We start from the raw sequence: 25,045 nt of genomic DNA, 5'->3' as shown, positions 1-25,045 counted from the left end.
TCACATCCTGAAGACGCCGAAGGACGACGTACCTTCGACCGGGGCGGAGTGGATGGCGGACAGGCAGATGCCGAGGACCGTTCGGGTGTCGCGAGGGTCGATGACGCCGTCGTCGTACAGCCGGCCGGACAGGAACATCGGCAGCGATTCGGCTTCGATCTGACCTTCGACGTACGCGCGCATCTGCCGGTCGCCGTCCTCGTCGTACGGCATGCCCTTCGCCTCGGCCGCTGCCCGCGCGACGATCGAGAGGACGCCCGCCAACTGCTGCGGGCCCATCACCGCGGACTTTGCCGACGGCCACGCGAACAGGAACCGTGGGTCGAACGCCCGACCGCACATCCCGTAGTGCCCGGCGCCGTACGACGCACCCATCAGGATCGAGATGTGCGGGACCTTCGAGTTCGACACCGCGTTGATCATCTGGGCGCCGTGCTTGATGATCCCGCCCTGCTCGTACTCCTGCCCGACCATGTAGCCGGTGGTGTTGTGCAGGAAGATCAGCGGGGTGTTCGCACGGTTCGCCAACTGGATGAACTGCGCGGCCTTCTGCGACTCCTCGCTGAACAGTACGCCGCGTGCGTTCGCGAGGATGCCGACCGGGTAACCGTGCACGGTCGCCCAGCCGGTCGCGAGCGACGACCCGTACAGCGGCTTGAACTCGTCGAACACCGACCCGTCCACCACGCGAGCGATCACGTCCCGCGGGTCGAACGGGATCTTCAGGTCCGCCGGCACGATGTCGAGCAGGTCGTCGGCGTCGTACCGCGGTTCGTCGTACGACGGCGCGGGCGGCGGACCGAGTTTGCGCCAGTTCAGCCGGGACACGATCTGCCGGCCGAGCCGGATCGCGTCGGGCTCGTCGGCCGCGAAGTAGTCGGCCAGCCCGGACTGCCGCGCGTGCATCGACGCGCCGCCGAGCGACTCGTCGTCCGCGTCCTCACCGGTCGCCATCTTCACCAGTGGCGGCCCGGCGAGGAACACCTTGGCGCCGCCGTCGACCATCACCACGTAGTCGCTCATCCCCGGGATGTAGGCCCCGCCCGCGGTCGAGTTGCCGAACACCAGCGCGATCGTCGGGATCCCCTCGGCGGACAGCCGGGTCAGGTTGCGGAACATCGCGCCACCCGGGATGAAGATCTCCTTCTGCGTGGGCAGGTCCGCGCCGCCGGACTCGACCAGGCTGATCACCGGCAGCCGGTTCGCCCGCGCGATCTCGTCCGCGCGGAGCGCCTTCTTCAACGTCCACGGGTTGCTGGCGCCGCCCTTCACCGTCGGGTCGTTCGCGGTGATCAGGCATTCGACACCCTCGACCACGCCGATCCCGGTGACCAGGCTGGCGCCGACGGTGAAGTCGGAACCCCAGCCGGCCAGCGGTGACAGTTCGAGGAAGTACGAGTCCGGGTCGAGCAGCAACTCGATCCGCTCCCGGGCCAGCAACTTGCCGCGCTGGTGGTGCCGGGCGACGTACTTCTCGCCGCCGCCGGCCAGCGCCTTGGCGTGCTCGGCGTCCAGGGCCTGCAGCTTCTCCAGCATCGCTTGGCGGTTGCTCATGCGGTGAACCCCAGTCGTTTCGAGGCCAGGCCGGTCAGGATCTCGGTCGTCCCGCCGCCGATGGCGAGGATCTTCTGGTCGCGGTACTGGCGTTCCACCTCGGCCTCGCGCAGGTACCCGAGCCCGCCGTGCAGTTGCAACGCCTGGTCGCAGACCCACTGCCCGGCCTCGACGGCGGTGTTCTTCGCGAAACAGGCCGCCGCGATCACGTCCGCACCTTCGTCGGCTCGACGCGCGACGTCTCGTACGTAGACCCGTGCGACGTCGATCCGCCGCGCCATCTCGGTCAGCGTGTGCTGCACCGTCTGTCGCGAGATCAACGGCCGCCCGAACGTCTCACGGTTGCGGCACCACTCGACGGTCAGGTCGAGCGCGCGCTGCGCTCCGGCGTACGCCTGCGCGGCCAACGTGAGCCGCTCCGCCACGAAGTTGACGGCCAATTGGACGAAGCCGGTGCCTTGGGCGCCGATCAGGTTGTCCACAGGCACCCGCACGTCGGTGAACGACAGCTCGGCCGTGTCGGAGCAGAGCCAGCCCATCTTCTCCAGCCGCCGCGACACGTCGAATCCCGGCGTACCGGCATCGATCACGAGCAAGCTGATCCCGTGCGCACCTGGACCGTCGGTACGGACCGCGGTCGTGACGAAGTCCGCGCGACAGCCCGACGTGATGTACGTCTTCGCGCCGTTGACGACGAAGACATCCCCTTCCCGGCGGGCTGTCGTCCGCAGCGACGCCACATCGGATCCGCCGTCCGGCTCGGTGATCGCCAACGCGCCGATCAGGTCGCCGTTCAGCGTTGGCCGGACCCACCGCTCGAGCTGCTCCTCGTTGCCGGCCGCAATGATGTGCGGCAGCGCGATACCGCAGGTCAGCAGCGACGCGACCAGCCCGCCGGAACCGCCCGCGTAATGCATCTCCTCGACCACGTCGAGCACGTCGACGAGCGAACCGCCGCCACCGCCGACCGCCTCCGGGAACCCGACGCCGAGCAACCCGATCGCCCCGGCCTTCTTGTGCAGCTCCCGCGGCAGCTCGCCGTCCCGCTCCCACTGATCCAGTTGCGGCAGCACCTCGGCCGTCATGAATCGCCGTACCGATGCCCGGAAGTCGCTCACAACAGCACCTCCGGTACGTGGACGTACCGCGACCGCAGCCACTCGCCGAGCGCCTTGGCCTGCGGGTCGAACCGTGCCTGCGCCGCGACGCCCTCGCCGAGCAGACCCTCGACGACGAAGTTCACCGCCCACAGATTCGGCAGCAGGTACCGAGTGACGGTCAGCGGCTGCGTTTCCGGGAGCAGCGTCTGGAACAGCTCGACCGTGAGGGTGTGCGCGAGCCACCGCCAGGCCTTCTCGTTGCGGACCCACACGCCGACGTTCGCATCGCCACCCTTGTCGCCCGAGCGCGCGCCGGCGATCCGTCCCAGCGGCACCTCGCGGGTCCGCGGCGGTCCGCTCGACAGCTGCAGCAACGGCATCGGCGGCTCGATGTCCTCGACCGGTTCGAGCGGCCGCGTCTCGGGCGCGGGGTCGACGATCCGCCGTGTACCGTCGGGCAGTACAACGACCTGCTCCACCTCGTGAATGTCGACGTACCCGGCGCGGAACACGCCGTACGGCGAAGCCTCGCCGGGCGGCGCGGTGACGTGGAAGCCCGGGTAGCTCGCCAGTGCCAGTTCGACCGCGGCGTTGCTGAACGCGCGGCCGACGACCTTCGGATCCGGGTCCTTCACCGCGCACCGCAGGAAGACACTGGCCTCCTCCTCGGTCTCGGCATTGGGCTTCTCGGTCCAGGCGAGTGTCCACCGCAACTCGGCCGGCCGCTGCGGCAGCGCCTGTTCGAGTTGGCGTTGCACCAGCTCGGCCTTCTGCTCGAGCTGCAACCCGGTGAGCACGAAGTCGACCTCGTTGCGAAACCCGCCGACGCTGTTCAGCGAGACCTTGTACGTCGGTGGCGGGGCCTCACCGCGGACGCCGGTGATCCGGACCCGGTCCGGGCCGTCGTCGGCGAGCTCGATCGAGTCCAGGCGCGTGGTCACGTCCGGACCGGCGTACCGCGGGCCGGTGACCTCGTACAGCAGCTGCGCCTTGACCGTGTCGATCGTGACCGCGCCGCCGGTGTTGTCGTGCTTGGTGATCACGCTACTGCCGTCCGCGTGGATCTTCGCGATCGGGAACCCGGGCCGGCCGAAGTCGCGGATCTCGGTGAAGAACGCGTAGTTCCCGCCGGTCGCCTGGCAGCCGCACTCGATCACGTGCCCGGCGACGACCGCGCCCGCGAGTTCGTCGTACTGCGTCCGCTTCCAGCCGTGATGCGCCGCGGCCGGGCCGACGATCACCGAGGCGTCCGTGACCCGGCCGGTCACCACCACGTCGGCGCCGGCGTGCAGCGCCTCGGCGATCCCCCAGGCGCCGAGGTAGGCGTTCGCGGTGAGCGGTTGCCCGAAGCCGAGTTCTCCGGCGCGCGGCAGCAGGTCGTCGCCCGCGACGTACGCGACCTTGGGGTGCAGACCGAGTCTGTCCGCGAGTTCCGTGATGGCGGCGGCGAGGCCGGACGGGTTCAGGCCGCCCGCGTTGCTGACGATCTTCACGCCACGGTCGAGCGCCTCGCCGAGGCTGGTTTCGAGCTGCTTGAGGAACGTTCGTGCGTAGCCCAGGTTGGGGTCCTTCAGGCGGTCGCGCCCGAGGATCAGCATCGTGAGCTCGGCGAGGTAGTCGCCGGTCAGCACGTCCAGCGGTCCGCCGGTCAGCATCTCGTGCACGGCGGTGAACCGGTCGCCGTAGAAACCGGATGCGTTCCCGATGCGGATCGGCTCGGTCATCCGAACTGCCCCGGCTCTCGACCCTTTCCGGGCAGGCCGGCGAAGGCCTGGATGATCCCGAGCCACTCCTCGGCGTCCGCCCCCTCGACCCGGACGGACAGGTCGTCACGATGGCGGCGCTGGGTCGCGAGCAGACAGAAGTCGAGGGCCGACGCGGTCACTCGTTGCGCGGCGTCCTCCGGACCCCACGACCATTCGTCGCCGTCCGGTCCGGTGAGCTCGACGCGGAACGGTTCGGCGGGCGGCTTGCGGTTGTTGAGCAGATACGCGAAGTCACGGGTGCGGACCGCGAGATGCGCGACGTGCCGCAGCCGGTTCGTCGGTTGCCGTTGGACGCCGAGCGCGTCGAACACGTCCTGCCCGTGCGCCCAGGTCTCCATCAGTCGCGCGGTGGCCATCGAGGTGGGGCTCATCGGCGGCCCGTACCACAGCACCTTCTCGCCGGGCGGCACCTTCTTGAGCGCCTCGGCGACCTCGGTCCGGGTCTCCCGCCAGTACGTCAGCAGCTGGTCCGGTGGCAGTGCGGCGGTCTCGGCGGCGCCTTCGTCGACGTACGTGTGCGGGCTCGCGGCTGCTGCCTGCAGGCGTTCCTTGAATGCCTCGGGATCGGTTGCGGCCAGCTGCGTGGCCTCGTCGGTCCAGATCAGGTGGGCGATCTGATGCGCGATCGTCCAGCCCTCGGCCGGCGTCGGCGTCGCCCACGCGTCGGCGGCCAGCCCACCGACCAGGCGATCCAGCTCGGCACTCTCGGCCCACAGGTCCGCCAGCACTTCGTCCAGCACGCTGTACCTCCTCGCGAGGCTCCGTGCCGCCGAGCGTCGCACGACGCCGCAAAAGAATCAAGCGTGCTTGTTTTGCGAAGCCCGGATCTCCAGGAATGCAGAACCCCGGTTTTGGCGGCGTGGACGGGGTGTTTCCGGGACTTGTGCATACCTGGAGGAACACCCACCCGTGTGCCTGACGTGTCACGGTGATTACTGACAGGGGCCGCCGGATCGCTACTGTGCGGTGGATCATGGACCTGGCGAGCCCGATCAGCACAGTGGTGCCGTCGTTGGACGGGCCGGTACTGCAGGTGCTCGCGGAGGCCGAGGACGGGCTGTCGGGCCGGCAGATCCACAAGCTCGCCGGGTCCGGAAGCGTCGCGGGCGTCCGGCTCGTGCTGCAGCGACTGGCCGCGACCGGCCTGGTGCACGTCGACGATCTCGGCAACTCGTTGCTGTATCGCCTCAACCGCAAGCACCTCGCCGCGCCGATCGTCGAGCAGCTTGCGAACCTCCGCCGGACGTTGATCGGCCGGCTCGCCGACGAGATCGGCGGCTGGCGGATCCCGGCGGTGCACGCCAGCGCCTACGGCGCGATCGCCCGGCACGACGGCGATCTCGACAGTGACGTCGACCTGTTGCTGATCCGCCCCGACCAGCACGAGTTCGAGGACGTGCTCTGGGAGGACCAGGTCGGCCGGCTGATGCAGACGGTGGTGGACCTCACGGGCAACCCCGCGCACGTCTTCGAACTGAGCCGGACCGAGCTCGCCGGCCACCTGGCCACCGAGGACCCGATCCTCAACGACTGGGTGCATCCGAACCTCCAGCTGGCCGGGGTTCCGCTGCCGGCGCTGATGGATCAGTTCGCCGTGGCACTTCCCCGCTGACCGGTCCGTGTGGGTACCCTGCCTTTCATCAACCGTCAGGTATTTGTCAGGACTATCCACCGGGACCACCGAATGACCCGCATCGCCATCGACGGCGGCCAGTCCGCACTCCGTCTCCGCGTCCTCCCGTCCGGGCGGACGGGTCAGGGACCTGGCTACACCCACGGTCCGGACGCTCTCGTCAAGTTGCTGGACGCGATCCGCCAGGCCGCGGACGAGGCCGGCGTGGACGGTCCGGCGGACGTCGTCGCACTCGGTCTGACCGGGTACCCACAGGCGCACGGTGCGGCGGAGCGGTTCGCCGCCGACGTGGCTGCGTTGCTCGACGCCCGCGAGGTGCGACTGACCCAGGACATGGTCACCGCCCACGCCGGTGCGTTGCCGGACGGGTACGGCGTGGTGGTCGCCGCGGGCACCGGACTGGTGTGTCTGGCCGTCGATCGGGACGGTACGTGGCGCAAGGTCGACGGGCACGGGTATCTGTTCGGTGACGCCGGCAGCGCGTTCGCCATCGGTCGCGCCGGGTTGGTCGCCGTACAGCGTGCGCGTGACGGTCGCGGTCCGATCACGAAGCTCGCGGACACCGCCTTGGACCCGGTCGCGCTCTACCGCTCCACCACGTTGGTCGACGACGTGGCCCGGTTCGCTCCCGAGGTCGTACGGTGTGCGGCCGAAGGCGATTCGGTCGCGATCGACCTGCTGGTGCAGGCAGCGCGCGACATCGCCGAGACCATCGGCGCCGCGGTGGACCAACTGGTCGGCGAGGGACCGGTGCCGGTCGCGTGTGTCGGCGGTCTGTTCGACGGCGCGGGGGAACAGTTGCTGACGCCGGTCCGCGAGGCGCTGCCGCCGCGTGCGCGGCTCACCCCGGCGGCCGGGAATTCACTCGACGGAGCCGAGCGGCTCGCGACCGGATCGGTGGGAACCTACGCCGACCTGATCGTCACCCAGTCCCGGCCTCGCTAATTACGGTGCAGACCGTATATCGTGAAATGACCCTGACAGGCAGCGTCCGATCAGAGCCGGTACGACAGTTGGAGACCTGCACGTGAACGAACTCCTCCTGGCCGCGACGTCGCTGGACGTCACCCCGCCGCCCGGCCACCGGCTCGACGGGTACGCCGCCCGCACCGGACTCGCGACCGGTACGGCGGACCCGCTGCACGCGACCATGATCTGGTTGTCCACCGTCGACGACCCCGGTGTGTTGTGGCTGACGCTGGACGCGATCGCCGTCGGGAACACGCTCTCATCGGAGCTCGCCGAGGCCGCTGCGGCGGTCGTGGGCATCCCGCCGTCGCACGTGGTTGTGTCCGCCTCGCATACGCATTCCGGTCCGTCCGGGTGGACCGGCGAGATTCATCCGGTGATCCCGGCCGAGCGTGAGTTCCCACTCGTCAACTCGTTGCTGGGCAAGGTCCAGGCGGCCCGGCTGGAGCGGCAGCCGGTTTCGGCTAGCTGGCATTCGATCGAGGTCGTCGGCGTCGGTACCAACCGGCATCGCCGGAACGGCCCGCACGACAACACCGCGGGCATTCTCGCATTGCACGGTGCGAGCGGTTCTCTCGAGGCGGTTCTGCTCGACTTCGCGTGCCACCCGACGACGTACGGCCCGGAGAACCTGCGGTACTCCGCCGACTGGCCAGGCGCGGCGCGCGCTGCGTTGGCTCCCGCGGTCGTCGGCTTCCTGCAGGGCGCTGCCGGCGACGTCAGTCCTCGCTTCACCCGCCAGGGTCGGGACGCGGCCGAGGTCACCAGACTGGGCGGACTGCTGGCCGGCCGGGTCCGTGAAGCACTGGCCAATCCCGGACTCGAGCTACCGCAGTCCGCGCCGTCCATTCGCCGTACGACGCTCACGCTGCCGGTGCGATCGATCCCGCCCATCGACGAGTCCGAGAAACTGGCCTCTGCGGTCGCGAGCCACGTGAACGCGGCCGACAACCCCACCGGCCGAATCACCCAGACCCGCTTGGACGGCGCTCGCGGTCAGGCGCTGATGGCCGCCGCCACGCTCCCCTCGTCGTTGGACCTGTCGATCAGCACGGTCACCTTCGGCGACGTTTGCTGGATCAACCTCCCGGTCGAACTGTTCGCCGTCCACGGCGCCTGCCTGCAGGCCGACAGCATCCACCCGATCACGCGAGTCGTTGGCTACACCGACGGGTACTACGGCTACGTGGTCGACCCCTCGGCCGCCGAAGCCGGCACCTACGAAGCCCTCATCACCTACTTCGACCAGCCCACCACGCACGAACTCATCACCCGAACCGCTGCCTTCGTGAACAGCTAGAGCGCAAGCTCCGGCTGGAGTTTCTTGGCCGGCCAGACGCGTTGGTGGCGGGCGGCGAGCGTGGAGGCGGCCAAAGCTGTGGTGAACCAAGCTGCGAGGGCCAGTAGGTCGGTGCCGAGTGAGGTGCCGGGGCCGCCGTACATGAGGTGGCGGACGCCGTCGATGGCGTAGCTCATCGGGAGTGCGTGGTGGAAGAAGTACAGCGGCTCGGGGATGGTCTGCCAGGGGAACGTACCGCCGGCGCTGACCAGTTGGACGACCATCAGGACCAGGCCGAGGAACTTGCCCACCGCACCGAACCAGGCGGACAGCGCGTGCAGGATGGCGACGAACGTGAACGACGTCAGGATCAGGAACCCGACGGTCAGCCACGGGTGCGCGGCGTGGATCCCCAGACCGAGGACGACCGCGACGAACACCAGCGTGGCCTGGATCGCACCGAACAGGGCCGGGGGCAACCATCCGCCGAGTGCGACGCGGAACGGCGACTGCATCGTGGCCAGCGCGCGCGGCGACAGCGGGCGCACCAGCAGGAACAGGACGTACGCGCCGATCCAGCAGGCGAGGCAGAGGAAGAATGGAGCCAGGCCGGCGCCGTAGCTGTCCGCCGTGGCCTGGGAGACGTTCTGCAGGGTGACGGGCGCTCCGAGTGTCTCGGCGACCGCTTTGCGTTGGTCGGCCGACGGGTTCGGGATCTGCTTCACGCCGTTCTGCAGCCCGCTGTTGAGCTGGGTCGCGCCGGTCTTCAGTTGCCCCACGCCGGTCGCCAGGCTGTTCACACCGGTCAGTAATTGTCCTTGGCCCATGACAGCCTGCTTCTCACCAGTCGCGAGCTGCTGCGCTCCGGCCTGCAGAGTGTTGAGGCCAGACTTCAGCTGGCCGCCGCCCGCGTTGAGTTGATGCGCTCCGTTGGCCGCCGTACTGATTCCGTTGCTCAGCGCAGGCGTCGCCTTGGCGAGCGCGGACGCGCCGTTCGAGACTTTCCGTGCTCCGGTGGCGAGTGTGTTGAGCTGCTTGGACGACGCCTGAATCTGCGTGTTCGCACGCGTTATGGGAGCGCGCAGCTTGGCCGTCTCGGCGAGTACGACGTTGATCTGGTGCTGACTGAGCCCCTGCGCCTTCAACTGCGCCGCCAGTTGGCGGTCGAACGTCGTGAGGTCCTTGACCAGGGTGCTGGACGCGGTTGCCACCTGGCGTCCCGCGGCAGCGACCTTTTCGTTGCCATCAGCAACCTGATCCGCGCCGGTGGCCAGCTGTTTCGTCTGCTGTGGCAGGGTGGCGGTCTTGTTCTTCAGCGTCGCCAGACCGGTGTCGAGCTTCGCTGCACCGGTCGCCAGGGAGGCTGCGCCCTGCGACGCCTGAGTCGCTCCGGCGGACAGTTGCGTTGCGCCGGCGGACAGCTGCTTCTGTGCGGTGGCGAGCTGCGTGGCACCGGTCTGCAGCTTCGTGACTCCCGTTGCAGCCGAAGTCAGTCCGTTCTGCAGCTGCGTCGCACCGGTGGCCGCAGAGGTGACCTGCTCGTGAATGGTGCTGTAGCCGGCCAGCAGCTGCGACGCCGCGGTTTCACTCACCTGCGATGCCACTGTCTTTGTCACCTGCGCAACGACCTGGTTGGCGATCGTGTGGGCGATGTAGTTGTTGGCGTCGTTCGTCAGCAGCTCCAGCTCGGCCTGCCGAGGCTTGAAGTCCGCACTCGAGGCCAGGTCGGACGAGAACGTCTTCGGTAGCACCAGGGCGAACTCGTACGTGCCGTCCGACACCCCGGCGGTTGCCTGCGCGCGGTTCACCTCGTGCCAGTCGAAGCTCTTCGAGTCGACGAGTTCTTTCGCGACCTGTGGTCCCACGTCGAGCTTCTCGCCGGTCGCCAGCGTTGTCCCCGCGTCCTCGATCACGACCGCGGTCGGGATCTTGTCGAGCCGGCCGTACGGGTCGTGGTTCGCGTACAGGTACAGGCCGCCGTACAGCACGGGCACCAGCAGCAGGGCGACCACTGCCAGCTTGGGCAGCCGTCCGGCCGTCAGACGCCGTAACTCACTCAGGGCCATCCGCAGCGCGGTCACGCCTGTTTCTCCACTTCTTCTTCTTCTGCTTCGTCGATCGGGGTGACGGGGGCGGCCGGAGCGATCGGCGTGACCTGCACCGGGTCGGGTTGGTCCGTCTCGCCCATGCGGGCCGCCTTGACGTCCAGCAACCGGGCGGACGCGTCGGCGCACGTGATGATCACGCCGTACCCCTGCGCCGCCAGCCCGCGGCCGAGCTCGTACCAGCCGTGCGGATCGCCGCCGTGCCGATCAGGCATGGTCAGAACGACCACCTGTACGTCGGGACGTGCCACGGTGAGCTCCGTGAGCAGCCTGGTGCGTACGTCAACGGGCAGGTGCTCGAACCGCTTGTCGGCATGCTCCGCGGCGCCGTGCTCGTTCAGCCACTCCAGCACGGCCCTACGCCCGGCCTTGCGGCCCGCGATGGCCAGCTCCTCGCCGACGACGGTCTGCACCGGCAGCGCGTCGTCCGGCTCCGTGATACCCGGTGTGTCGACCAAGGCGACGCGCCGACGCAGTAGGGCGGGATCGGCCTTGTTGTCGAGCTGGACCGAACCGGTGTCGAGCTTGAGTCGCCCGGACAGGCCGAGTGACGCCGCGACGTGCCCAGGGCCCGGGTAGCCGGTCAGCAGCACAAGCTGATGGTCCGCGACCGCCAGCGACGTGGTGTGCAGCATCGGCGCGTGCGGGCCGCGCACGCTGATTCCGACGGCTTCGAGCTCCATCCGGCAACCCCGTTCAGTACGGTTGTGTATTCAATACAGAACTGTATCCTACGGGTATGGAAACGCCCAAGCGCCGCCGATCGAACACCCGGGCCCGCCTGCTCGAGGGAGCCCTCGAGGTCTTCGCGGAGCGTGGCTTCCACGGCGCGTCGGTCGAGGACATCTGCGACCGCGCCGGGTTCACCCGCGGCGCCTTCTACTCGAACTTCGCGTCCAAGGACGAGTTGGTGCTCGCGCTGTTCCAGGCCACGACCGACCGGCTCCTGGAGCAGATCGAGGCCCTGGTCCCCGAGCTCGCCACGCAGCCCGGCCCGTTGCTGGACGCCGTACTGGGGCTGCTCGACGACGCCGCGCCGGACCAGCGCCGCTGGCATCTGATCTCGACCGAGTTCACGCTGCACGCGCTCCGCGATCCGCAGGCGGCCGAGGCGCTGAACCGGCAGCGGGCGATGTTCCGCGAGAGTCTGACCAAGCTGGTCGAGCAGATCGCCGAGACCGGAGGGCTGGAGCTCACCGTGCCGGCCGACCAGTTCGTGCGAATGGTGATCGCCCTGCACGAAGGCGCGCGCTCGCAGAGCCTGCTCGAGCCGGCCGAGGTGCCCGCCGGGTCACTCGAGCACACCTTTCTACCAATGGTCTTGGATTCGATCAGCCGACCTTCACGCTGATCGTGTGCAGGCCGGTCGCGCCGTTCGGGGCGGGCGGCGCGGAAGCCTCGATCTGCGGATTGCCCTGTACGTCGAACGCCCGGACCTGCAGGACGTGGGTCCCCCGTGGCGCGTCCCACGTCCAATGCCACTGCCGCCAGGTGTCGACCGACGGGTCGGTGGCGAGCGTTGCCTGGCTCCAAGGGCCGCCGTCCACGCGGACCTCGACCTTCGACACTCCGACGTGCTGATCCCACGCGACCCCGGCGACGGTCACCGGTCCGGGTTCGACCTTCTTCCCCAGCGGTGTGTCGATCCGCGACGAGAGCTTGATCGGGCCGAGCTCGGACCACCCGCGCGGCGTCCAGTACGCCTCGAACCGATCGAACCGCGTCACCTCGATGTCCACCAGCCACTTCGTCGCCGACACGTAGCCGTACAGCCCGGGTACGACGATGCGCACCGGGAACCCGTGCTCCACCGGCAGCGGTTCGCCGTTCATCGCGAATGCGAGCATCGCCTGCCGGTCGTCGAGCAGCGTCGGCAGCGGCGTACCGGCGGTGAAACCGTCCTTCGACGTCGACTGGATCGCATCGGCTTGTGGTGCCGGGCCGACCTCGTCGAGGAGATCCTTCAGCAAGACGCCCGACCACAAGGCGTTGCCGATCAGGTCGCCGCCGACCTCGTTGCTGACACAGGTGAGTGTGACCCACTTGTGGAGGACCTTGCGTTTCAGCAGGTCGTCGAAGGTCAGCGTGAGTTCGCGATCGACCATGCCGTGGATGCGCAGCTGCCAGTCCGACGGCAGGATCTGCGGCACCGACAATGCGGTGTCGATGCGGTAGAAGTCGTCGTTCGAGGTGGCCCACGGAACCGCACCTTCGGCCTGAACGCCGGGCGGAGGGGCCAGGGTCGGTGGCTTCGGAAGCCTGAGCTGACTGCGGGCGTCCGCCACGGCAGCGCGATTACCGCCGACCACTCGTCCGGCCGCGGCGACCGCCGCCGAGCCGAGTGCGACGCCGGCGGTCAGTTGGAGGAAGCCGCGCCGGCTGACGCCGTCGTCGTCGAAGTCGAGCAGCGGTTCGAGCCGGCGGCTGAACAGTCGCAGGATGATCAGTGCGGTGATGCCCGCGAAGGCGGACGGCAGGAATCCGGTCTGCCCGGAGTCCGCGCGCGTGATCGCCGCGGCGACCGCTGCGCCGGCGAGCGCGATCGTGATCAAGGCACCCGCCCAGTACCGCCGTACCGACAGCATGCCGCCGATCGCGGCGAGGGCCGCGGCCACGACCAGGATCCCGATCCGCAGCGCGGTCTTGTCGTGCGTACCGAACCAGGAGATCGCCAGATCCTTCAACCACGGCGGCACCCGGTCGATGAACGCCGACCCGATCGCGACAACCGGAGTCTGCCGCGTCCCGAGCAGCCCGGCCGCCACACTCCCCACCGCAAGCCCAGCCAGCGCCGCCAATACCCCACCAACGGCACCCCGCCACAAAACCCCGCGCCGCAATCCATCCCCACCAGCAGCCCCACCAGCAGCGCCACCGCCGCCCGCGCCGCTCAGCGCGCGACGCCCTGCGCCGACTCCGCCGCCCGCGTCTCCCAGCGCGCCTGGCGGCTGTTCCGGGTGGCGGTCGGCTGGTTGGTTTCGATTGCGGGGGGCGTAGGTCGGCCAATCCTTGGATCGTCCCGATGCTCCGACAGCTGCCGCGTTGCTCTCGCCGGCGCTGGTTTCACCTGCTGCGCGCGGGGAGTTTGCGGCGCTGGTGCGGCCGGGTGTGGTGGGCGCTGGGTCGTCCCCGGGATGGTTCACTTCTCAAACATCGCGCGAAGGGGCGCCCGACACCAGTCGAGCGCCCCATCCGTTAGGCGTGGGTAATCTCTTGTGTAGTTGTGAAGGCGTGCAGCTGCGAAAGCGAGCTCAGAAACGCGAGCTCAGATCCGCTCCGGTGCGACCGGCGCGACCGGCGGCAGCCCCGGGCGGCCGTTCGGCCAGCGGCGGGCGTTGTCCCGGACGCGGCGGAGCTTGTTCAGGACGACGTCCCGCTCGTCGGCGAGTTGGGACATCCAGAGGCTGTCGATCTCGAGCAGGTGGTCGGGCAGTGCTTCCCGCAGCCGCCGCTTCCCCTCCTCGGTCAGGACCGCGAACGAGCCGCGGGCGTCGTCGGGGCACGGCTCCCGGCGAACCAGGCCGAGGTTCTCGGCGCGGTCGACCAGTCGGGTGATGCCACCGGTGGTGACGGTCAGCTCCCGGGCAAGGGAGGTCAGACGCTGCTTCTCACCGGGGCTGCGGGCCAGCCGCAGCAACAGTTCGAACATTGCCATTTGCAGTCCACTGCGCTTCAGGGAATGGCGCATCAGGTGATCCAGCTCGGCTGCTGCTTCTCGCAACAGGCCGTAGGCCGTCAGCACGTCGCTTTCCCAGGGTTCGGCAGCGCGAGTGGGTTCTGCATCGGCGAGCGCTAGGGGCGAGCAAAGCGAAGGCGCGATGGTCATGCGCGGACTCTATTAGCTGACTAGGTCACTTCGCTACACGGGGTGACGTTTCGGCTACAGATCGACCCGAATTCGCGCCTGCAGCGAGCCTAGCGGACCCCTTCGCTCAGATCTGGTCTAGAACGGTGCATATCCACCTGCGTGTCGGCTCCAACGATGAAAGGATGATGCGACGGACTCGCTGGGGAGGGGACGCATGCCGGTCATCGAGGCGGTCGAGTTGGTCAAGGAGTTCAGTCGGCCGACCCCGCTGGAGGGACGGTTCGCGCGGGTCCGGGCGCTGTTCAGCACCCAGCGCGACATCACCCGCGCGGTGAACGGCGTGAACTTCACGATCGAACCCGGCGAACTCGTCGGCTACCTGGGACCGAACGGAGCCGGCAAGTCGACCACGATCAAGATGCTGACCGGCATCCTGGCTCCGACCTCCGGTGTCTGTCGCGTCGCCGGTCTCGAGCCGTCCCGCGACCGGATCCGCAACGCCCGCAACATCGGCGTCGTGTTCGGCCAGCGCACCCAGCTCTGGTACGACCTCCCGCTCCGCGACTCGTTCGAAGTACTCGCCGATCTCTACAACCTCGACCGCACCACCTACCGCCGCCGCGTCGGCCTGTTCACCGAACTGCTCGAGCTGTCCGACTTCCTCGACACCCCCGTCCGGTCGCTGTCACTCGGCCAGCGGATGCGCGGTGACCTGGTCGCCGCGATGCTGCACGAACCGTCCATCCTTTTCCTCGACGAACCCACGGTCGGCCTGGACGTCGTCGCGAAGGCCCGGCTGACCGAGTTCATCGCCGAGACCAACCGCACGGCCGGCACCACCGTCGTACTGACCACGCACGACATGGACGACATCGAGCGGCTCTGCCGGCGGATCATCGTGATCGACTCCGGTTCGGTGTTGTACGACGGCGACCTGTCCCGGCTGAAGGAACGCTTCATGCCGTACCGCCTGCTCGTACTGACCCTGGCCGAGCGCAGCATGCGCCCCGCCCCGGACCTCCCGTACGCGACCGAGGTCGACGCCGATGCCGCCGGCACCGCGCTCGCGCACCCGGACCGCACCGTCGTCCTGCGCTTCGACCCGCGCGAGATCACCACGCCCGAGCTGATCGCGCACGCGTCGCAGGTCTACCAGGTGGACGAGTTGTCGATCGTCGACCCACGGCTGACCGACGTGATCTCCCAGCTGTACGACGGATCGCTGGCGTGAGGACGGTCCGCGCGTTCCGGGGGATGACCCGTGCGGGGACGCGATCCGTCCTGATCTACCGCGGCGACCTGCTCACCGGCGCGGTGACGCTGGTCATCCAGGTCGTGCTCGCGATCGCGGTCTGGCGGATCGTGTACTCCGGACGCGGACCGGTCGACGGCATCGACGCCGGTACGGCAGTGGCCTACGCGGCCATCGCGGCCTGTCTGCAGTCGGTCCTCCTTCCCTGGCAGTTCTCGACGTTGCCGATGCGGATCCGCAACGGGCAGATCGCGGCCGACCTGACCCGGCCGCTTGGTCTGATGTGGCAGGTCCTCGGGCAGAACCTCGGTGTCCTGATCGGCCGCTTCCCGCTCGGCGCGATCGGCCTCGCGGCCGCGGCGCTGCTCGGCGCGCTCACCGTGCCGCCGGGAGTCGGTCCGACGGTCCTGGCGATCGTCGCGACGGCCGGCGGCATCGTCGTCGCCTTGCTGTGCAACCTGATCGTGTCGATGGTGACGTTCTGGACGTTCGAGGTCAGCGGGCCGTTGATCGTGTATCGGTTCGGGAGCTCGTTCCTTTCAGGGTCGCTGATTCCGCTGTGGTTCATGCCGGACTGGTTGCGTGGGGCGGTCGAGTGGTTACCGTTCCAGGCGCAGGTGTACACGCCGGTGTCGATCTACCTCGGTCAGACGCGCGGCGGTGCAGCGCTGGCGCTCGTCGCCGTGCAGCTGGTGTGGGTGGCAGTGCTGGTCGTCGTCCTCCAGTTGGTGTGGCAGCGGGCGCGGCATCGGGTGGTGGTGCAGGGTGGCTGAGCCGACTTGGATCCGGCAGTACGTGATCCTCGAGCGCGCCGCGTTGCGCGGGCAGCTCCAGTACCGCGTGAACTTCTGGACCACGCTGATGGGCGGCGTCGCGTACCAGGGCACGCAGTTGCTGTTCCTCGGTGTCCTCCTCGGGAAGTTCGGGCTGATCGGGGGCTGGGGTTTCGCCGAGGTCGCGTTCGTATTCGCGATGCGGCTCGCGTCGCACGCGTTGTACGTCGTGCCGTTCGGCTCACTGCGGTTGACCGACGTGATGGTCCAGGAGGGCGAATTCGACCGGGTCTTGTTGCGGCCGGTGAACCCGTTCCTGCAGCTGATCACCCGGTGGTTCCCGCTGATGTCGCTCGGGGACGCGCTGCTCGGTGTCGGGGCGCTCGTCATCTTCAGCTGGCACGCACCGATCGACTGGACCGCGGCGAAGGTCGTCTACCTGCTGCTCGCCGTGATCGGCGGCGGCCTGGTCGAAACAGGCATCCAAACGTTCTTCTCCGGACTGTCCTTCGTCGCCACCTCCACCTCCTCGTTGCGGATCTTCGCGGACAGCTCGATCACCCAGTTCTCCGGTTATCCGCTCACAATGTTCGGCCGCCCCACCTTCTACGCCTTCTGCACCGTCTTCCCGATGGCTTTCATCTCCTTCCTGCCCGCCACCGTCCTCCTCGACCGCGCCTCCGAAGTCCCGCTCCCGACCTGGCTCACCACCGTCTCCCCACTCGCCGGACCCGTCGTACTGGCCCTCGGCTACCTCACTTTCATCAAGATGATGCCGCGCTACACCAGCCCCGGAGCCTGACTTTCTGGCCCTGTGGATAACTTCCGCGGCGGTCGGGCGATTTTTGCGAACCTTGTTCCCGCGTGGTGCTGAACCAAGGGAACGGGGAGTCGGATGAGCAACGACAGCGACGAGAAGTCGCCGTACGGCGCGGGCTTCATCGCCGCCTGCATCGTGATCGGCGCCGTACTGATCTGCGGTCTCGTCATCATCTTCGCGGGCGGGGACGACGCGAAGCCGGTGAGCGCTGCCGAGCAGCGGCCGGTGGCTGCCGCATCGGCCGAGCCCACGAACGCTCCGGCAGTCGCCGAGGGCGGTCCGGTTCCGAGCGCGTCCACCAGTACCGGTCCGGGTGGTTCCTGCAATCTCCCGGCCGGGGACCAGGCGGTTCCGACCACGGCCCCGACGGCCGACGGTTGGGACGTCAGCAAGCGGATCGTCGTACCCCGCTCGGCGGCGTACGGACCGGGCCGGACCGACTCCGACGGTTTCCGGCACTGCTTCGCGCACTCTCCGACCGGCGCCGTGTTCGCGGCGTACAGCGCGGTCGCGGCCATCGCGGACCAGACCCACCTGGTGCCGACGATCAAGAAACTGATGATCCCGGGCCCCGCGACGGACCGCCTGATCCGCCAGGTCTCCGCGACGACCCCCGAGCGCGACAACTCGACGGTGCAGATCGCCGGCTACCGGATCATCGACGCCGGGCCGGACCGCGTCACGGTGCTGCTCGCGACGCCGGTCGAGTCCGTGTACATGAGCGCCACGCTCACCCTGGTCTGGCATCACGACGACTGGCGACTCCAGCCGCCGATGCCCGGTGCGGCCGTCGGCGCGCCGTACTCGCAGCACCGCAACCTGAACGACTTCGTGAAGTGGAGTGGTATCTGATGTGCTCACCGATGGACATGCAGTGCCACGTCTCGAGCGCGGTTCAGTCGGCCGCCAATGGCATGATCGCGAACCTGGAGCGCTCCGCGACGGACTTCTTCTCGACGGTCCTCAACTCGCTGGCGACGTTCTGGGTCAAGCCGAAGACACCGCTCGAGCTCGCGACGGTGTCCGCTGACGGCCAGACCTGGACCGAGACCAAGACAGTCGCGTTCCTGCAGGACAAGACGCTCGCGCTGACGCTGACGATCTTCACCTTGGCGATCGTGATCGCCGGGATCCGGATGGCCTGGGAGCAGCGAGCCAAGCCGTTGCAGGAGCTGCTGAAGGCGATCATGACGTTCGTGGTGGTCTGCGGCGCCGGTACCGCGATGATGCAGATCCTGATCGCCTGGTCGGACGAGTTCGCCGTCTCCGTCGTCACCGACGCGCTCGGCGGGGACAGCTTCATGGAGGTGATGAGAAATACGATCACCAATGGGTCGGAGACCGGCAGCAGCCTGTTGACCGCGCACACCTCGTGGATGCTGATGCTGCTCCTCAGCCAGACGGCCGCGTTCGCTTCGCTGATCCAGATCGTGCTGATGCTGATCCGCTCCGCGATGCTGGTCCTGCTCGGCTCGACCCTGCCCCTGGCCGCCGCGGCGACCAATACCGAGGTCGGGAAGGCCTGGTTCAAGAAGTACTGCGCCTGGACGCTGGGATTCATCGCGTACAAGCCCGCGGCCGCACTGATCTACGCGGCAGCGATCAAACTCAAGCAGGAAATGATCCTCGACGAGGGGAGCTCCGGGCTCCTGCAGCAGCTGACCGGCGTCATGATGATGCTGCTCGCGCTGCTCGCGCTGCCGGCGTTGCTGCGGTTGGCAGTGCCGGTCACTGCGGCCGTCTCGGGCGGTTCGGCCGGCATGGGCAGTGCGGGGCCGGAGATCGGCTCACTGGCGTCCGGCGCGATCAACGTCGGTCCGGCGTCCCAGGGCGGCGGCGCCGGGGCCTCGGCGGGTGCGGGCGGCGGCGCGTCGGGAGCTGCGGCGTCGGGCGGTGGGGCGACCGGGGCCGCGACAGCAGGAGCTTCCGCCGGCGCCGCGGCGCTCGGCCCGGCCGGGGTTGCGGTGGCGGCGGGTCGCAAGGCGGCAGGAGCCTTCGCCGGCGCGGCTGCCCACTCGGCGGGCGAGGCAGGTGGTGGGAGCTCCGGAGCTTCCTCGCCGCGTTCCGGTGGACCTATGCGGTCCGCTCGCGGAGGCGGTGGTCGGTCGCGGTCCAGTTCGATGTCGACACCGCCGCCGCCTCCCCCGAAGGTGACCGCCGGCGCCACGGCCGGTGACGACGGTCCTGTCGGTAGTTGGTGACGAACCCCCCCGAAAGTTGGCTCGGAGGCTACTGGGGACACGGACCGGCCGGATGAAAATATGGCTCGCATGGATCGCATCGCCCTGATCTCCGACGTGCACGGGAACTTGACGGCGCTGGAGGCGGTGCTGGACGACATCGCCGACCGGGGGATCCAACGGGTGTTCAACCTCGGGGACTACGTGGGGAAGGGGCCTCGCGGCCAGGCGGTGGTGGATCGCTGCCGGGACGCGTGCGAGGTGAACATCCTCGGGAACTGGGACGACGCGTTGCCGGATCCGGAGAACTCCTACGACGACCGGCCCTCGTTGAAATGGTGGCGAGACGAGCTGCGCGAGGATCAGCGGACCTGGCTGCGCGGGCTGCCGTTCTGTCATGACTTTCTGCTCAGCGGGCGCCAGGTGCGGCTGTTCCACGCGTCGGCCACGAGTGTGCACGACCGGATCTGGTTCGATCACGACGAGGCGCAGTTCGCGAGCTTCTTCGAGAACACGCCCGCGACCGGCGACGGGCCGCCGCCGTCGATCGTTGGGTACGCCGACATTCACGACGCGTTCTACGAAGAGGATCGCGGGCGCACACTGTTCAACACCGGCTCGGTCGGCAACAGTCTCGGCGATCCGACGCCCGGGTACGTGATCCTCGAAGGCGTCCTGGATTCACCCGAGCAGGCGCCGTTCTCGATCCAGTTCGTCCGGGTGCCGTACGACGCGCACGCCGAGCTGGCGATCGCGCGCGAACTGGGGGCGCCCGAGCTCGATGCGTACGAGGCCGAGATCATCCACGGGATCTACCGCACCACGTTCTGGGCCGGACGGGAGCCGCGCTACCACCGCACACCGGTCTGAGCCATGTTGTCCCCAGAGTTTTCCACAGCTGTGGATTGATGCTGCCAGCAACAATCCGAGGTCACTTCACCAACAGCGCTTCCGATCCCACCGGCTTGTAGCCGGCCGCGAGGAAGGTCCGCAACGACGCCGCGTTACCCGGCGTCACCTGGGCCCAGACCGCGCCGTCCGGCGGGCACAATCCTCGTGCGGCATACGCCAGCCGCCGCCCGTACCCCTGACCGCGCGCCTCCGCCGGGACCTCGAGTGCGCACTCGAAACGGCCGGCGAGACCCCGCCCGGTGACCACGAGACCACCGTGCGTATCGCCGTACGCCCGGACGTCGTCGCGGTACCGCCAGGCGCGCCGGACGCGAGGATGGTCGAGGTTCGGCAGTTCCGTCAGCTCGGCGGTCGCCGCCGCGCGTTCGGCCGGGTCCACCAGGGCAGGGGCGAGCAGCATCGCGTCGATCGCGTTGACGCGCCGGCCGGTGAAGTCCTCGAGCGCGGACAGGAACGGCGGATTCGTCGGCGCGGAGAGGTCACCGTCCGGGATCCGTTCGGCCACCCAGGCCGGGTCCACGTCCGCGGCGATCACGACATGGCCGGTGAACGCGACCACACAGCTCTCGCGGTCGGACGGTGCGGGGACCAGGGTGAGCCCGAGATCCGGGGGTGGGAAGACGCCGCGTTCGGCACCCCGCAGAATGGCAGCTAGAGAAGTCATCCCGAGCATTGTCGCGGAGACCCCGCGCACGTGCTCGACGACGCCCGCCGAGGAGGCAGCAGGATGCGCAAACCGCAACTGGTGAAGGCCGAGGGACTGCCCGAGCGGGTCACGATCTACGAGGTGGGTCCGCGCGACGGGCTGCAGAACGAGTCGGCGATCGTCGACGTCGCGGTGAAGGCCGAGTTCATCCGCCGGCTGGTCGATGCGGGGCTGACCACGGTCGAGACCACGAGCTTCGTGCACCCGAAATGGGTCCCACAGCTCGCCGACGCCGCCGAGCTGCTCGCACAGCTCGATCTCCCCGACGACCTGCGCGCCCCGGTCCTGGTACCGAACGAACGCGGCCTCGACCGCGCGCTCGCCGCCGGCGTCCGGGAGATCGCGATCTTCGCCAGCGCCACCGAGACGTTCGCGGCGAAGAACCTCAACTCGACGCTCGACGACCAGTTCGCGATGTTCACCCCGACCGTACGGCGGGCGCTCGCCGAAGGACTGTCGGTCCGCGGGTACGTGTCGATGTGCTACGGCGACCCGTGGGAGGGCGACGTACCGATCGACCAGGTGGTCAAGGTCGGTGCGCGCCTGGTCGAGCTCGGATGTCACGAACTGTCACTCGGCGACACGATCGGTGTTGCCACCCCCGGGCAGGTCGAGGCGCTGATCGAGGCGTTCGGCGCGGCCGGAGTCGGGGTGGACAAACTCGCTGTGCACTTCCACGACACCTACGGTCAGGCACTCGCGAACACGCTCACCGCGCTGCGGGCAGGGGTGACCACGGTCGACAGCTCCGCGGGCGGTTTGGGCGGCTGCCCGTACGCCGAGAGCGCGACGGGCAATCTCGCGACCGAGGATCTGCTCTGGCAGCTCGACGGCCTGGGCATCGACACCGGCGTCGACCTGCAGAAACTCGTCACCACCAGCACCTGGATGGCCGAGCAACTCGGCAAGCCGTCGCCGAGCCGCGTCGTCCAGGCCCTCGCCGGCTGAGTTCGGGGCAATCCCTCAGCGAGATTCGGGCGGTCCGCTCGCCGTCCCCCATGTCGTCAAGCAGAACGGATGCCCGGCCGGATCGAGGAACACCCGGAACCTGTCCGGAGCAGGCTGCACCGCGGTCGGCCTGCCGCCGGCGGCAACCACCCGCTGCTGCTCCGCGTCCAGGTCGGGGGCCCGGAAGTCAAGGTGCGCCTTCTGCGGCACACGGGGATCGGGCCACGTCGGCGCCCGGTAGTTCAGGTCGCGCTGGAACCCGAGGCTGAACGTCTCGAAGCGCAACTCGACGTAGGCGTCGGTGACCACTGCCAGCTCGCCACCGGCCACCTGCTGGTAGAACTCCGCGAGTGCGAGTGGATCCGGGCAGTCGAGCATCACGCCCCAGAAGGGGGCCGTCACTGCTCGATCGGGCGGGGGATCCGGCGGACCAGGCTCTTGGCGGCGAACTCGCCCACCCGATACGTCGACCAGCCGTCGACGCCGGCGCCCACGGCGCCGCCGAGCAGCGGGATCCGGCGGGTGACAGTCAGCGCCATCCGCTTGCCGCTGATCCGGCCGATCAGCTCCGCGACTACCTCACCGGCGACCTGCCGATCGAGCTCCGGGTCGAACACCGGCGCGGTCGCGATCGCCAGCGGCGACGTGGGCAGGCTCGACTTCCGGAGCCGGTCGGTCACGCCGTCCTCGCCGAGCAGGCAGGTGATGACGGCCGTCCGCACCCGCGGGTCGTCGAGGTCGTACCCGCGCAGGTGCGCGATCGCCGCGACCATCCGGCACTGGACGACCGCGAGCCCGGTCAGGTTGGCGGGCAGCGCGACCGGCAGCGTGACCAGACCGCCGATGCTGGTGACGAATCCTTGCACCCCGGCCAGCCGGATGTGCTGGTCGATGACGGCCTCGATCGCTTCCGCGACATCGCCGTCGCACCGCGCGAGCTTGCTCTCCGCGATCTGCTCCGCGCCCGGGAACCGCTGATACCCGTCGATCGCGATCTCGAGAATCTGGCGCAACGCACCGCCGGCTGCCGTCGGTGCGAACCGCTGGGCGGCCGGCGCGAGACTGCTGGCGACGAACCTGGCTACTCCTGCCACGGTGCTCCTTCCCGCCCGGCCCCACGCGTCAGAACCCGGACGTGCTTCAACTGTACGTGGCTTCGGAGGCCTCGCCACTCGGGACAAACCCTTGGTGTCCCCTCAGGGTCGCGATGGTCCAGGATGGTGCTGTGCCGATCGAGCCTGCTCCGTCGCCCTGGGAGTTCCCGCCGGTCGGGGTGGCCGGGGACAGCGACGTGGTCGCCGCTGGAGCCGACCTCGAGCCGGGCACCGTCCTGGCCGCGTACCGGCGTGGCCTGTTCCCGATGCCGGACCACCGCGGCTCGGTGCTGTGGTGGTCGCCGGTCGACCGCGGCGTGATCGAGGTCGCGAACTACCGTCCGTCACGCTCGCTGCGCCGGGCGCGGGCGAAGTACGAGATCCGCGTCGACACCGCGTTCGACCAGGTCATCCGCGCCTGCGCCGACCCGCGCCGCCCGGGCGCGTGGATCGATCGCGACATCATCGCGTCGTACACCGAGCTGTACCGGCTCGGCTGGGTGCATTCGGTCGAGGCCTGGGACGGTGACGAGCTGGCCGGCGGGCTGTACGGCGTCGCGATCGGCGGGCTGTTCGCGGGCGAGTCGATGTTCCACCACAGGACCGACGGGTCGAAGGCGGCCGTCCTGGGCACGATCGAGCTGCTCAACGACGAGTACGCCGCCGACCGGGTCTTCGACATCCAATGGGTGACCGATCACCTGGCCACGCTGGGCGCGGTCTCGATCCCGCGAGAGACCTATGTACGCCGCGTCACCGCAGCGCTCGACGTACCGCTGCCGAAGGCCTTCAGCTGAGCCCCACGAACGCGGCCATCTGCCGCGCGGCCGACGTGAAGAACTCGTCGGCCGGGTCCATCGAGCCGACGAGCTGCCCGAAGAGCTCGAAACTCAGCATCCCGAACAGCTGCGTCCACACGATCATCATCCGCACCAGTACCGTGGGCGACAGCTGTGGAGCCAGCTCGACCAGCACTTTCGTCTGCTCGGCCAGCAACCCGGTGGGTGTCGGCGCATCGGCCGGCGGTGTCAGCCGACCGGCGGCCTGCGCGCGCTGCAGCAGATCGAGCAGCAGGATCGGCACGCGAGCGGCCGGTTGCACGGTCGTCTGCGGTGCCTTGTAACCGCTGATCGGGGAGCCGTAGATCAACGCGTACTCCTGCGGATGCGCCCTCGCCCAGTCGCGGACCGCGGCGTAGATCGCCAGCCACTCCTCGAGGACGTCGTCCCCACCGGCCGCGGCTTCGGCCGCGTCGCCGAGGGCGTCGTACGCGTCGATGATGAGCGCGGTGAGCAACTCGTCGCGACTCGCGAAGTACCGGTAGAGCGCCGACGACACCATCCCGAGCTCGCGGGAGATCGCGCGCAGCGACAGCGCCTCCGCCCCGACGGTCGCCAGCTGCCGCCGGGCAGCCGCCTTGATCTCCTCGGTCAGCTCGGCCCGGGCGCGTTCACGGGCGGTACGTCCGGCGTTCATGGGCTCAGTGTGCCACAGATTCGAGAGCAGTGCTCTTGACAATGAGCGGTGATCGAGGTTCACTGATCACAACAGAGAGCACCGCTCTCGTAGAAAGGAACGACGGTGACCGAGCGCCAGTATCGGCAGACCTACGACAGCAAGCGCGTCTTCCGCGGCAGCGAGGGCAGCATGCGCGTCTTCAACAAGGGTGTTGCGGCCCTGACCAAGCTCGGGATCAGCCTGATGGGCAGCCGGGTGCTGTCGGTGCCGGGCCGCAAGTCCGGAGAATGGCGCAGTACGCCGGTGAACCTGCTCGTGATCGACGGCCAGCGGTACCTGGTCGCGCCACGCGGACACACGCAGTGGGTGAAGAACCTCCGCGTCAGCGGGACCGGGCGGCTGCAGCTCGGCCGGAAGGTCGAGACCTTCCGCGCCGAGGAACTCGCCGACGCCGACAAGATCCCGGCGCTGCGGCTCTACCTGAAGAAGTGGTCGTGGGAGGTCGGCGCCTTCTTCAGCGGCGACGTCGCAAAGGACTCCCCCGACGAGGTACTGCGCCACATCGCACCAGGCGTCCCGGTGTTCAAGATCAACTAGATGATTGATGCACGGCTGGGCCTGGGATCTCAGTGGTCGTAGGCGGTTATGGACCGGAGTACGGGTGCTCCGATTCGGTCGTTGTGCCAGA

General features: G+C 68.9%; 25 protein-coding genes. 13 read left to right on the top strand and 12 right to left on the bottom strand.

Annotated elements, in window-relative coordinates:
- The 4 genes from AB0B82_RS28450 to AB0B82_RS28435 are packed head-to-tail and all read right to left on the bottom strand — an operon-like array spanning position 1 to position 5,160.
- A complete protein-coding gene (locus AB0B82_RS28450; RefSeq protein WP_360175063.1) occupies positions 1-1,554 on the bottom strand; it encodes a carboxyl transferase domain-containing protein in 1,554 nt (517 codons plus the stop codon).
- On the bottom strand, positions 1,551-2,672 hold the full coding sequence (locus tag AB0B82_RS28445) for an acyl-CoA dehydrogenase family protein (protein WP_360175060.1): 1,122 nt from the start codon (positions 2,670-2,672) through the stop codon (positions 1,551-1,553). The genes AB0B82_RS28450 and AB0B82_RS28445 overlap by 4 nt, the downstream gene beginning before the upstream one ends.
- Positions 2,669-4,378 carry an acyclic terpene utilization AtuA family protein gene (locus AB0B82_RS28440; RefSeq protein ID WP_360175057.1) on the bottom strand — a complete coding sequence of 570 codons (1,710 nt, stop codon included), beginning with the start codon at positions 4,376-4,378 and terminating at the stop codon, positions 2,669-2,671. The genes AB0B82_RS28445 and AB0B82_RS28440 overlap by 4 nt, the downstream gene beginning before the upstream one ends.
- A complete protein-coding gene (locus tag AB0B82_RS28435) occupies positions 4,375-5,160 on the bottom strand; it encodes a TIGR03084 family metal-binding protein (protein WP_360175054.1) in 786 nt (261 codons plus the stop codon). Before AB0B82_RS28435 ends, AB0B82_RS28440 begins: the two co-directional genes overlap by 4 nt.
- 188 nt (positions 5,161-5,348) lie before the next feature.
- Here AB0B82_RS28435 and AB0B82_RS28430 point away from each other — a divergent pair, with 188 nt between their 5' ends.
- The 3 genes from AB0B82_RS28430 (at position 5,349) to AB0B82_RS28420 (ending at position 8,322) form a co-directional block, all read left to right on the top strand.
- Positions 5,349-6,032, top strand: coding sequence for a hypothetical protein (locus AB0B82_RS28430; RefSeq protein ID WP_360175051.1), 684 nt, complete (start codon positions 5,349-5,351; stop codon positions 6,030-6,032).
- A 72-nt stretch (positions 6,033-6,104) separates the two neighbouring features.
- Complete coding sequence (locus tag AB0B82_RS28425; protein ID WP_360175048.1) at positions 6,105-6,998, top strand: BadF/BadG/BcrA/BcrD ATPase family protein; 894 nt, start codon at positions 6,105-6,107, stop codon at positions 6,996-6,998.
- A gap of 82 nt (positions 6,999-7,080) precedes the next feature.
- Positions 7,081-8,322, top strand: a complete 1,242-nt coding sequence (locus AB0B82_RS28420) for a hypothetical protein (protein ID WP_360175046.1) — start codon at positions 7,081-7,083, stop codon at positions 8,320-8,322.
- Here AB0B82_RS28420 and AB0B82_RS28415 read toward each other — a convergent pair.
- Together AB0B82_RS28415 and AB0B82_RS28410 are read right to left on the bottom strand one after the other, a co-directional pair.
- Positions 8,319-10,382 carry a YhgE/Pip domain-containing protein gene (locus AB0B82_RS28415; RefSeq protein ID WP_360175044.1) on the bottom strand — a complete coding sequence of 688 codons (2,064 nt, stop codon included), beginning with the start codon at positions 10,380-10,382 and terminating at the stop codon, positions 8,319-8,321. The genes AB0B82_RS28420 and AB0B82_RS28415 overlap by 4 nt on opposite strands.
- Positions 10,379-11,089, bottom strand: coding sequence for a hypothetical protein (locus AB0B82_RS28410; protein ID WP_360175041.1), 711 nt, complete (start codon positions 11,087-11,089; stop codon positions 10,379-10,381). Before AB0B82_RS28410 ends, AB0B82_RS28415 begins: the two co-directional genes overlap by 4 nt.
- Positions 11,090-11,145: 56 nt before the next feature.
- Here AB0B82_RS28410 and AB0B82_RS28405 point away from each other — a divergent pair, with 56 nt between their 5' ends.
- Entirely contained in the window at positions 11,146-11,757 is a 612-nt protein-coding gene (locus AB0B82_RS28405) for a TetR/AcrR family transcriptional regulator (protein WP_360175038.1), read from the top strand.
- Here AB0B82_RS28405 and AB0B82_RS28400 read toward each other — a convergent pair.
- Positions 11,738-13,171, bottom strand: a complete 1,434-nt coding sequence (locus AB0B82_RS28400) for a molybdopterin-dependent oxidoreductase (RefSeq protein ID WP_360175035.1) — start codon at positions 13,169-13,171, stop codon at positions 11,738-11,740. The two genes, AB0B82_RS28405 and AB0B82_RS28400, sit on opposite strands and share 20 nt — an antisense overlap.
- A gap of 500 nt (positions 13,172-13,671) precedes the next feature.
- Entirely contained in the window at positions 13,672-14,232 is a 561-nt protein-coding gene (locus AB0B82_RS28395; protein ID WP_360175032.1) for a MarR family transcriptional regulator, read from the bottom strand.
- Between the two features lie 196 nt (positions 14,233-14,428).
- On the opposite strand from AB0B82_RS28395, the gene AB0B82_RS28390 reads away from it, so the two are divergent.
- The 6 genes from AB0B82_RS28390 to AB0B82_RS28365 all read left to right on the top strand — a co-directional run bounded on the left by AB0B82_RS28390 (position 14,429) and on the right by AB0B82_RS28365 (position 20,109).
- On the top strand, positions 14,429-15,445 hold the full coding sequence (locus AB0B82_RS28390) for an ATP-binding cassette domain-containing protein (RefSeq protein WP_360175029.1): 1,017 nt from the start codon (positions 14,429-14,431) through the stop codon (positions 15,443-15,445).
- Entirely contained in the window at positions 15,442-16,239 is a 798-nt protein-coding gene (locus AB0B82_RS28385) for an ABC-2 family transporter protein (protein WP_360175026.1), read from the top strand. The genes AB0B82_RS28390 and AB0B82_RS28385 overlap by 4 nt, the downstream gene beginning before the upstream one ends.
- Positions 16,232-17,041 (top strand): ABC-2 family transporter protein, encoded by an 810-nt coding sequence (locus AB0B82_RS28380; protein ID WP_360175023.1) that lies wholly within the window; start codon positions 16,232-16,234, stop codon positions 17,039-17,041. Before AB0B82_RS28385 ends, AB0B82_RS28380 begins: the two co-directional genes overlap by 8 nt.
- 93 nt (positions 17,042-17,134) lie before the next feature.
- On the top strand, positions 17,135-17,911 hold the full coding sequence (locus tag AB0B82_RS28375; protein WP_360175021.1) for a hypothetical protein: 777 nt from the start codon (positions 17,135-17,137) through the stop codon (positions 17,909-17,911).
- A gap of 11 nt (positions 17,912-17,922) precedes the next feature.
- A complete protein-coding gene (locus tag AB0B82_RS28370) occupies positions 17,923-19,260 on the top strand; it encodes a type IV secretion system protein (RefSeq protein ID WP_360175018.1) in 1,338 nt (445 codons plus the stop codon).
- 69 nt (positions 19,261-19,329) lie between these two features.
- A complete protein-coding gene (locus AB0B82_RS28365; RefSeq protein ID WP_360175015.1) occupies positions 19,330-20,109 on the top strand; it encodes a metallophosphoesterase family protein in 780 nt (259 codons plus the stop codon).
- A 61-nt stretch (positions 20,110-20,170) separates the two neighbouring features.
- Here AB0B82_RS28365 and AB0B82_RS28360 read toward each other — a convergent pair whose 3' ends face one another.
- Positions 20,171-20,815, bottom strand: coding sequence for a GNAT family N-acetyltransferase (locus tag AB0B82_RS28360; protein WP_360175012.1), 645 nt, complete (start codon positions 20,813-20,815; stop codon positions 20,171-20,173).
- A gap of 63 nt (positions 20,816-20,878) precedes the next feature.
- On the opposite strand from AB0B82_RS28360, the gene AB0B82_RS28355 reads away from it, so the two are divergent.
- Entirely contained in the window at positions 20,879-21,805 is a 927-nt protein-coding gene (locus AB0B82_RS28355) for a hydroxymethylglutaryl-CoA lyase (protein WP_360175009.1), read from the top strand.
- 15 nt (positions 21,806-21,820) lie between these two features.
- On the opposite strand, the gene AB0B82_RS28350 is transcribed toward AB0B82_RS28355, so the two are convergent.
- Together AB0B82_RS28350 and AB0B82_RS28345 are read right to left on the bottom strand one after the other, a co-directional pair.
- Complete coding sequence (locus AB0B82_RS28350; RefSeq protein ID WP_360175006.1) at positions 21,821-22,207, bottom strand: VOC family protein; 387 nt, start codon at positions 22,205-22,207, stop codon at positions 21,821-21,823.
- Positions 22,204-22,899: an EcsC family protein gene (locus AB0B82_RS28345; RefSeq protein WP_360175003.1), complete on the bottom strand. Its 696-nt coding sequence runs from the start codon at positions 22,897-22,899 to the stop codon at positions 22,204-22,206. The genes AB0B82_RS28350 and AB0B82_RS28345 overlap by 4 nt, the downstream gene beginning before the upstream one ends.
- 131 nt (positions 22,900-23,030) lie before the next feature.
- On the opposite strand from AB0B82_RS28345, the gene aat reads away from it, so the two are divergent.
- Complete coding sequence (gene aat / locus AB0B82_RS28340) at positions 23,031-23,696, top strand: leucyl/phenylalanyl-tRNA--protein transferase (protein WP_360175000.1); 666 nt, start codon at positions 23,031-23,033, stop codon at positions 23,694-23,696.
- Here the strand turns inward: aat and AB0B82_RS28335 are convergent.
- Entirely contained in the window at positions 23,689-24,375 is a 687-nt protein-coding gene (locus AB0B82_RS28335) for a TetR/AcrR family transcriptional regulator (protein ID WP_360174997.1), read from the bottom strand. The two genes, aat and AB0B82_RS28335, sit on opposite strands and share 8 nt — an antisense overlap.
- A 105-nt stretch (positions 24,376-24,480) precedes the next feature.
- Here AB0B82_RS28335 and AB0B82_RS28330 point away from each other — a divergent pair, with 105 nt between their 5' ends.
- A complete protein-coding gene (locus tag AB0B82_RS28330) occupies positions 24,481-24,954 on the top strand; it encodes a nitroreductase/quinone reductase family protein (protein ID WP_360174994.1) in 474 nt (157 codons plus the stop codon).
- The last annotated feature ends 91 nt before the right edge of the window (positions 24,955-25,045 follow it).

It is taken from the genome of Kribbella sp. NPDC048915 (assembly GCF_040649595.1).
Classification (GTDB): domain Bacteria; phylum Actinomycetota; class Actinomycetes; order Propionibacteriales; family Kribbellaceae; genus Kribbella.
The sequence above is the reverse complement of the archived record's forward strand: the minus strand, read 5'-3'. Positions and strand labels throughout refer to the sequence as shown.

Coding starts and splice junctions, on each gene's coding strand:
- AB0B82_RS28360 (WP_360175012.1), bottom strand. CDS start 20,815: ATGACTTCTCTAGCTGCCATTCTGCGGGGTGCCGAACGCGGCGTCTTC.
- AB0B82_RS28410 (WP_360175041.1), bottom strand. CDS start 11,089: ATGGAGCTCGAAGCCGTCGGAATCAGCGTGCGCGGCCCGCACGCGCCG.
- AB0B82_RS28375 (WP_360175021.1), top strand. CDS start 17,135: ATGAGCAACGACAGCGACGAGAAGTCGCCGTACGGCGCGGGCTTCATC.
- AB0B82_RS28390 (WP_360175029.1), top strand. CDS start 14,429: ATGCCGGTCATCGAGGCGGTCGAGTTGGTCAAGGAGTTCAGTCGGCCG.
- AB0B82_RS28335 (WP_360174997.1), bottom strand. CDS start 24,375: ATGAACGCCGGACGTACCGCCCGTGAACGCGCCCGGGCCGAGCTGACC.
- AB0B82_RS28370 (WP_360175018.1), top strand. CDS start 17,923: ATGGACATGCAGTGCCACGTCTCGAGCGCGGTTCAGTCGGCCGCCAAT.
- AB0B82_RS28395 (WP_360175032.1), bottom strand. CDS start 14,232: ATGACCATCGCGCCTTCGCTTTGCTCGCCCCTAGCGCTCGCCGATGCA.
- AB0B82_RS28440 (WP_360175057.1), bottom strand. CDS start 4,378: ATGACCGAGCCGATCCGCATCGGGAACGCATCCGGTTTCTACGGCGAC.
- AB0B82_RS28450 (WP_360175063.1), bottom strand. CDS start 1,554: ATGAGCAACCGCCAAGCGATGCTGGAGAAGCTGCAGGCCCTGGACGCC.
- AB0B82_RS28425 (WP_360175048.1), top strand. CDS start 6,105: ATGACCCGCATCGCCATCGACGGCGGCCAGTCCGCACTCCGTCTCCGC.
- AB0B82_RS28405 (WP_360175038.1), top strand. CDS start 11,146: ATGGAAACGCCCAAGCGCCGCCGATCGAACACCCGGGCCCGCCTGCTC.
- AB0B82_RS28355 (WP_360175009.1), top strand. CDS start 20,879: ATGCGCAAACCGCAACTGGTGAAGGCCGAGGGACTGCCCGAGCGGGTC.
- AB0B82_RS28365 (WP_360175015.1), top strand. CDS start 19,330: ATGGATCGCATCGCCCTGATCTCCGACGTGCACGGGAACTTGACGGCG.